This window comes from Corynebacterium urinipleomorphum, from assembly GCF_900155535.1.
Classification (GTDB): Bacteria; Actinomycetota; Actinomycetes; order Mycobacteriales; family Mycobacteriaceae; genus Corynebacterium; species Corynebacterium urinipleomorphum.
In genome coordinates this window covers 423,997-431,093 of sequence record NZ_LT706963.1, presented here as the reverse complement: position 1 = coordinate 431,093, position 7,097 = coordinate 423,997, and the positions used below count along the sequence as shown (strand labels likewise).

The 7,097-nt window shown below is 63.5% G+C and carries 12 protein-coding genes; 4 read left to right on the top strand and 8 right to left on the bottom strand.

What is annotated here, in order from left to right; genetic code table 11:
- The 8 genes from rpsC to rpsJ all read right to left on the bottom strand — a co-directional run.
- Nucleotides 1-697: 30S ribosomal protein S3 (gene rpsC / locus CZ338_RS04885; protein ID WP_235839440.1), on the bottom strand; the 697-nt coding region annotated here is incomplete at its 3' end.
- A gap of 3 nt (nucleotides 698-700) precedes the next feature.
- Entirely contained in the window at nucleotides 701-1,057 is a 357-nt protein-coding gene (rplV, locus tag CZ338_RS04880) for a 50S ribosomal protein L22 (protein WP_087117154.1), read from the bottom strand.
- Between the two features lie 3 nt (nucleotides 1,058-1,060).
- Nucleotides 1,061-1,336, bottom strand: a complete 276-nt coding sequence (rpsS, locus tag CZ338_RS04875) for a 30S ribosomal protein S19 (protein ID WP_005286746.1) — start codon at nucleotides 1,334-1,336, stop codon at nucleotides 1,061-1,063.
- Nucleotides 1,337-1,352: 16 nt separating this feature from the next.
- On the bottom strand, nucleotides 1,353-2,189 hold the full coding sequence (gene rplB / locus CZ338_RS04870) for a 50S ribosomal protein L2 (RefSeq protein WP_087117153.1): 837 nt from the start codon (nucleotides 2,187-2,189) through the stop codon (nucleotides 1,353-1,355).
- A 46-nt stretch (nucleotides 2,190-2,235) separates the two neighbouring features.
- Complete coding sequence (rplW, locus tag CZ338_RS04865; protein ID WP_076599106.1) at nucleotides 2,236-2,541, bottom strand: 50S ribosomal protein L23; 306 nt, start codon at nucleotides 2,539-2,541, stop codon at nucleotides 2,236-2,238.
- Nucleotides 2,541-3,218, bottom strand: a complete 678-nt coding sequence (gene rplD, locus CZ338_RS04860; RefSeq protein ID WP_087117152.1) for a 50S ribosomal protein L4 — start codon at nucleotides 3,216-3,218, stop codon at nucleotides 2,541-2,543. Before rplD ends, rplW begins: the two co-directional genes overlap by 1 nt.
- Nucleotides 3,215-3,868, bottom strand: coding sequence for a 50S ribosomal protein L3 (rplC, locus tag CZ338_RS04855; RefSeq protein WP_087117151.1), 654 nt, complete (start codon nucleotides 3,866-3,868; stop codon nucleotides 3,215-3,217). Before rplC ends, rplD begins: the two co-directional genes overlap by 4 nt.
- A gap of 14 nt (nucleotides 3,869-3,882) precedes the next feature.
- Entirely contained in the window at nucleotides 3,883-4,188 is a 306-nt protein-coding gene (rpsJ, locus tag CZ338_RS04850) for a 30S ribosomal protein S10 (protein ID WP_003848085.1), read from the bottom strand.
- A gap of 651 nt (nucleotides 4,189-4,839) precedes the next feature.
- Between rpsJ and CZ338_RS04845 the strand changes: the two genes are divergently transcribed.
- The 4 genes from CZ338_RS04845 to CZ338_RS04830 all read left to right on the top strand — a co-directional run bounded on the left by CZ338_RS04845 (nucleotide 4,840) and on the right by CZ338_RS04830 (nucleotide 7,095).
- Nucleotides 4,840-5,346: an Asp23/Gls24 family envelope stress response protein gene (locus CZ338_RS04845; protein WP_087117150.1), complete on the top strand. Its 507-nt coding sequence runs from the start codon at nucleotides 4,840-4,842 to the stop codon at nucleotides 5,344-5,346.
- 2 nt (nucleotides 5,347-5,348) lie between these two features.
- The gene (locus CZ338_RS04840; RefSeq protein ID WP_087117149.1) at nucleotides 5,349-5,666 is read left to right on the top strand and encodes a hypothetical protein; all 318 of its coding nucleotides are present in this window, start codon (nucleotides 5,349-5,351) and stop codon (nucleotides 5,664-5,666) included.
- 143 nt (nucleotides 5,667-5,809) lie between these two features.
- Nucleotides 5,810-6,010, top strand: a complete 201-nt coding sequence (locus CZ338_RS04835) for a hypothetical protein (RefSeq protein WP_087117148.1) — start codon at nucleotides 5,810-5,812, stop codon at nucleotides 6,008-6,010.
- The gene (locus tag CZ338_RS04830) at nucleotides 6,010-7,095 is read left to right on the top strand and encodes an Asp23/Gls24 family envelope stress response protein (RefSeq protein ID WP_087117147.1); all 1,086 of its coding nucleotides are present in this window, start codon (nucleotides 6,010-6,012) and stop codon (nucleotides 7,093-7,095) included. Before CZ338_RS04835 ends, CZ338_RS04830 begins: the two co-directional genes overlap by 1 nt.
- Nucleotides 7,096-7,097: the final 2 nt, after the last annotated feature.

Sequence of the window (7,097 nt, the reverse complement as noted above, 5' to 3'; positions counted from 1 at the left end):
GGCGGGGACGGCGGTCACCGCGGCCGCGGCGGTCGTTGCCCGGAGCGTTGAGCTCGGACTCGCGCACGCCACCGACGACGTCGCCCTTGTAGATCCACACCTTGACACCGATGTTGCCGAAGGTGGTCTCTGCTTCTGCGAGGCCGTAGTCGATCTCCGCACGCAGGGTGTGGAGGGGAACGCGGCCTTCGTGGTAGCGCTCGACGCGGGACATCTCGGCACCGCCGAGACGGCCGGAGCACTGAATCTTGATGCCCTTGACCTGCGGCTGACGCATTGCGGACTGGATCGCCTTGCGCATTGCGCGGCGGAAGGCAACACGGTTGACCAGCTGCTCTGCAACGTTCTGTGCGACCAGAGCGGCGTTGGCGTCGACGTTCTTGACCTCGAGGATGTTGAGGGCGACCATCTTGCCGGTGAGCTTCTCCAGCTCGCGGCGGATGCGGTCAGCCTCAGCACCGCGGCGGCCGATCACGATGCCCGGACGTGCCGTGTGGATATCCACGCGGACGCGGTCGCGGGTGCGCTCGATGACGATGTCGGCGATGCCAGCGCGCTGCAGGTTCTTGTTCAGGTACTCGCGGATCTTGATGTCTTCAGCGACGTAGTCCGCGTAGGACTTGTCGGCGTACCAGTGGGACTTCCAGTCGGAAGTGATGCCCAGCCGGAGGCCGTGCGGGTGGATTTTCTGACCCATTGTTTAAGCCTCCTTCTGGCTCTCGACTACCACGGTGATGTGGCAGGTGCGCTTACGGATCTGGAAGGCGCGGCCCTGGGCGCGCGGCTGGTAGCGGCGCATCGTGGGGCCCTCGTTGGCGTATGCCTCGGAGATGACCAGCGTGCGCGGGTCAAGACCGAAGTTGTTCTCGGCGTTCGCTGCTGCGGATGCGACGACCTTAGCCACCTGGGTGGAGACGGTCTGCGGCGCGTACTTCAGGATCGCCAGGGCCTCGGATACGGACTTGCCGCGGACGAGGTCGAGGACGCGGTTCGCCTTCATCTGGGAAGTGCGCACGTACTTCGCGGTTGCGCGTGCGGAAGTGATCGTTTCACTCATCGCTTATCGACGCCCCTTCTCTTCCTTGACGTGACCCTTGAAGGTCTTGGTCGGTGCGAACTCACCGAGCTTGTGGCCGACCATGGACTCGTCGATGAACACCGGCACGTGCTTGCGGCCGTCGTGGACGGCGAAGGTGTGGCCGATGAAATCGGGGAGAATGGTCGAACGGCGGGACCAGGTCTTGATGACCTGCTTGGTGCCAGCCTCGTTCTGTGCGTCCACCTTGTTGAGGAGGTGTTCGTCGACGAACGGGCCTTTCTTCAGGCTGCGTGGCATGTGAATTTACCTCCTCTTAGCGCTTCTTGTTCGGGCGGCGGCGGCGCACGATCATGTTGTTGGAATAACGGTTCGGGTTGCGGGTGCGACCCTCTTTCTGGCCCCACGGGGAAACCGGGTGGCGGCCACCGGAGGTCTTACCCTCACCACCACCGTGCGGGTGGTCGACCGGGTTCATGACAACACCGCGGACAGTGGGCCTCCAGCCCTTCCAGCGCATACGGCCGGCCTTACCCCAACGGATGTTGATCTGGTCGGCGTTGCCGACCTCGCCGACAGTCGCGCGGCAACGGATGTCCACGCGGCGGATCTCGGAGGACGGCATACGCAGAACTGCGTAGCTGCCTTCCTTACCCAGCAGCTGGATGGACGTGCCGGCGGAGCGGGCGAGCTTGGCGCCTGCACCCGGCTTGAGCTCGACAGCGTGGATCGTTGTACCGGTCGGGATGTTGCGCAGCGGAAGGTTGTTGCCAACCTTGATGTCCGCGTTGGCACCAGCCTCGACGACGGTGCCCTGGGTCAGGCCCTTCGGTGCGATGATGTAGCGCTTCTCGCCATCTGCGTAGTGCAGGAGTGCGATGTTGGCGGTGCGGTTCGGGTCGTACTCGATGTGAGCGACCTTTGCAGGCACGCCGTCCTTGTCGGAACGACGGAAGTCGATGACGCGGTACTGGCGCTTGTGGCCACCGCCGCGGTGACGGGTGGTGATGTGACCGTGGGAGTTACGGCCACCCTTCTTCGGGAGCGGTCGCACCAGAGACTTTTCCGGAGTCGAGCGAGTGATCTCCTCGAACTCGGAAACGGAGCTGTTGCGGCGACCCGGGGTTGTCGGCTTGTACTTACGAATAGCCATAGTGGTTCCTTTTCAATCAGGCCACCTTTGGTGGAACTATCTGCCCTTAGGCAGTAGCACCGCCAAAGATGTCGATGGAGTCGCTGCCCTCGCGGAGGGTGACGTAGGCGCGCTTGGTGTCCTTGCGCTTACCCCAACCGGTGCGGGAACGCTTGCGCTTGCCCTCGCGGTTGACGGTGTTCACGGAAGCGACCTTCACGCCGAAGATGTCCTCCACGGCAATCTTGATCTGGGTCTTGTTCGCGTTCGGGTTGACGTAGAACGTGTAAGTGTTCTGCTCCATCAGCGCGTAGGTCTTCTCAGAGACGACCGGGGCGATGATGATGTCGCGCGAGTTAGCGGTCTTAGCCATTAGTTCTCCTCGCTTTCAGCTGCGACGACGGTGGAGCCGGCGGCCTCAGCGTTGTCGCGGTTGACGAAGTCGTGCAGAGCCTCGACAGAGAAGACGACATCGTCGGCGTTGAGCACGTCGTATGCGTTCAGCTGACCCGGCTCGAGGATGGTCACGCCCGGCAGGTTCCGTGCGGAAAGGCGGGAGTTAGCGTCCTCGCGGCCGATGACCAGCAGCACCGACTTGCGGTCGGTCAGGCGCTCGATGAAAGCGCGTGCGGACTTCGTCGACGGGGTCTGGCCAGGAACGAGCTCCTCGACCACGTGGATGCGGTCGTTCTGAGCGCGGTTGGTCAGGGCACCGGCGAGAGCGGCCTTGATCATTTTTTTCGGGGTGCGCTGAGCGTAGGAACGCGGCTGCGGACCGTGGACGGTGCCACCGCCGGTGTAGTGCGGAGCACGGATCGAACCCTGGCGGGCGCGGCCGGTGCCCTTCTGGCGGAACGGCTTCTTACCGCCGCCAGCGACCATGCCACGCGTCTTGGTGGCGTGGGTGCCCTGGCGCTTAGCTGCGAGCTGCGCGGTGACAACCTGGTGCATCAGCGGCACGGATGCCTCGCGGTCGAAGTACTCGGCCGGGAGCTCAACGGAGCCCTTGGTGGCTCCGTCAGCGGTGTGGACGTCGAGTGTCAGTGTCATGCGTGAGCACCGCCCTTCACTGCGGTCTTGACGGTGACCAGGCTGCCCTTAGCGCCGGGGATGGCGCCCTTGATCAGGAGCAGGTTGGAGTCGCCGTCGATCCTTTGAATCTTGAGGTTCTGGGTGGTCACACGGTTGCCGCCCATGCGGCCAGCCATGCGGGTGCCCTTGAACACGCGGCCCGGGGTGGCGCAGCCACCGATGGAGCCGACGCGGCGGTGCGAAGCCTGGTTACCGTGAGCGGCACCCTGGCCAGCGAAACCGTGGCGCTTCATGGCGCCTGCGTAGCCCTTGCCCTTGGTGGTGCCGGCAACGTCGACGAAGGTGTCCCCCTCGAAGATGTTGACGGTCACTTCCTGGCCGAGCTCGTAAGCAGAGGTGTCGTCCATGCGGATCTCTGCCACGTGGCGACGCGGGTTCTGGCCGGCCTTCTTGTAGTGGCCTGCCTGAGGCTTCTTTGCCTTACGGGGATCAATCTCGCCGTAGGCGATCTGGATGGCGGAGTAGCCATCGGTCTCAGCGGTGCGGATCTGGGTGACAACGCACGGCCCAGCCTCGACGACGGTGACCGGAATGACCCGGTTCTCCTCGTCGAAGATCTGGGTCATACCGAGCTTGCGGCCCAGAATGCCCTTGATCTCGTTAGTCATATGTTTTGTTCTCCCTACTGGATGTTCACGTCAACGCTCGCGGGGAGGTCGATGCGCATAAGGGCATCAACCGTCTTCGGCGTCGGGTCGAGGATGTCGATGAGGCGCTTGTGGGTGCGCATCTCAAAGTGCTCGCGCGAGTCCTTGTACTTGTGGGGAGAACGAATAACGGCGTACACGTTCTTTTCAGTGGGCAACGGCACCGGTCCAACGACACGGGCACCCGTGCGGGTAACCGTCTCCACGATCTTCTTCGCAGATGCGTCGATCGCTTCGTGGTCGTAGGCCTTGAGCCGAATGCGGATCTTCTGTCCCGCCACGTTAACCTCTTCCTCGCTTCCCACGTTTCACCGTTATTCCCTGCAACTGAGGTTCTCCGGTGACAGAGGTGGGATTGATAGCTTTCAGTTTCTCTATAACGTTGTCCGGATTGAAGGCCGGCACCAACGCCAGTGTCTGTTCAAACGAATGACTGCCATGACGCTCGGCGGAAGGTGCACGCGCGCATAAACAACGCGTCTGCCAGTGCTTCCGCTGGGAAGATTCCCCAGTGTCAGGCTCGGAAGGGGTTGGGCGGGGTCGTTTTCACGATCGCGCCGACGTGGCCCTTACGTACTGCCGCTGTTTATTTGCCATGCCCCTTCTCCGGTCCCTGGTCTCGAGAGTGCCTACTCGGGTGGTGGCCTGTGCTCGATCGCAGGTCCTTCGTCGACAAGCGAATGAAGCTCGTCGTGCAAAGGTGTCATGTTCGCCTTACCAGCAGCGCGAATGCGCCGTGTTAAAGCAACCCGAGTATTCAAACACACAGGTCGCCGAAAACGCAAACTGCCGGTTTGTATCGAATTGGTGTCGATTCCCCTCGTTGATGGCCGGGCCAGAGTTTTACACATACGATTGGCCCCTGTTACGCCGGTTGGTTTTCCGGCGCATCCACTGCACTCGACAAAACCGCATATTGCGAAAGGATTGTCATGGCTGACAACAACGCTACCCAGAACTCCAACAACACCCCGGCGAACAACGGCTCCACCACCCTCGAGGCCCAGAACCAGCCGCGCAACGAGGTCCTCGAGACCGAGCACGGCACCACCGTCATCGACGACAACGTCGTGGGCAAGATCGCCGGCATCGCCGCGCGTGAGGTGTCCGGCGTGCACAACCTGGGTGGCGGCGCTGCCCGCATGTGGGGCGCAGTGCGCGAGTCCCTGACCTCGTCCACCAACGTCCAGCAGGGTGTCAACGTCGCTGTGGAGAACGGCCACGCCAACGTCGCTGTCGCCGTCATCGCCGAGTACGGCGTGGCCATCCACGAGTTGGCTAACGCGATCCGCGAGAACATCACGATCGCCATTACCCGCATGACCGGCCTCATCGTCGACCGCGTCGACGTCACCGTCCACGACGTGAACCTCCCGGAGGAGGCCACCGAGGCTGAGACCGTCCGCGAGCAGTCCACCACCCAGGCTCTGGACCAGTAAGAATGGCCGCATTCTCCGTCACCCAGGAAGTCGCGGAATCCATCCGCGACGCGGCGCTTTCAGTCGACGGTGTGGCGGGAGTGTCCGGCGGTCGCATGGGTCAGGCGTTCCTGCGGGTCAGCGGAGCCATGATCGAAGGCATTCAGCTTATCGACGGCTCCGTCCCCCACCTCGCCCTACACCTCACCTACGACCTGTCCTCCCGCCGCCAGATCCCCGCGATCGTGGCAGATGTCCGCACGGCAGTCACGTCTTTGTCTGCTTTCGAGGAAGCCGACGCTGATCCGCGCATCGATGTCGTTTTCGACGACGCCGCGTGACACCGCGCCTGACAAGCATCGCGTCCGGCAACCACTGCGCCTGGCAACAACCGCGCCCGGCAGGCTCTGGGCACAGCAAGCACCGCGCTCCGTGAGCACCGAGACGCGATGCCTTAACAACGCACAAGAAATGTGGAACACACATGAACATTTTTTCCAATAAGACAGTCCTCGGCGCTGTGATCGGCGTCGTGCTGGCGTTCGCCCTGATCTTCGGCGGCTGGATCGGGTTCTTCTTCACGCTCCTGTTCGGCGCCATCGGCGGGGTCGTCGGAGCGCAGCTTGAAGGGCGCATCGACTTGGCTGAATTGGTCAGCACCACCTCCGGGCGGGGTCGCGGCTAATGGATCCAGCCTCCTACCGCATTAGCGAAAAGGCGGTCGAACGAGTCGCTGAAGTCGCCGTGCTGACCGTTCCGGGTGTCCGCGAGATCGACGCGAAACTTGCCGGTCTCGCAGGCCGCAGTTTCCCGCGCGTGGATGCCCAGATCGACCGCCCGGCGAGCTCAGTCATCCTGGATGTGGAGATCGTCAGCTCGTACCCCGCCCCCGTCGGCGCGATTACCGACGAAATCCGCCAAACCGTCGGCTCCCACGTGGAGACACTGACGGGTCTGGCGGTGCAGAAGGTGAATATCGTGGTGGCTGACGCGGAAGCGACCGCCCTCGGTGACCGCGTCACCCGCAACGACCTGCTGCGCCACCCCACCGACATCGCGCCAACCGCGATCCGTGTCACCCGTTCAGAGGTGGCATCCCCCGTGGTGCAGCCGCCGATGAAACTCGCTGAGATCGACGTGGACGACTCGCTCTACCGCAATCTGCAGCCCGTGCACACTCCTGCACCGATGCAGATCAAGCATGTCACCGCACCCCTGCCACCGCGCCCGCGGACGGTGGAAGCTCCTGCTCCGCAGCACGTGATCCACGTGGACACCCCAGAGCCGGCACGGCCCGTCAGTCCTGAGCGCCCTGAGCCAGCACCGCTGCGTGCCGTCAGCATCGCACGCCCGACGCGGCCGCGTCCCGTCTCAACTCCGGCGCCGGCCCCACTGAAACAGATCACGGTGAACCAGTTCGCACCCCGCGTCCCGGTAGAACGCCCGGCGCCTCAGCCGCTGCGCCTCATCGAGGTCACGCGGCCGTCACAGCTGGCACCGGTCTCCCTTCCGGCGCAGAAGCCGCTGGCGCAGATTGAGGTGGCAAGGCTGGGACATGTGGACGTCGTCAAGCCGATGCCCGAGCCGCTGCGCGCGATCAGCGTTCCTCCGTTGAATGTCGTTGAGCCGCACGTTCCGCCGCAACGCCCACTCGCCCCCGTCATTATCGAGGCGGAGTTCGCCGCAGACGACGCCCTCGAGCTGCCGCTGAGCGAGAACACAGCCCAGACTGTCCGCATCCGTCCGAGCGACGACAACAAGGAGGTGTAAAC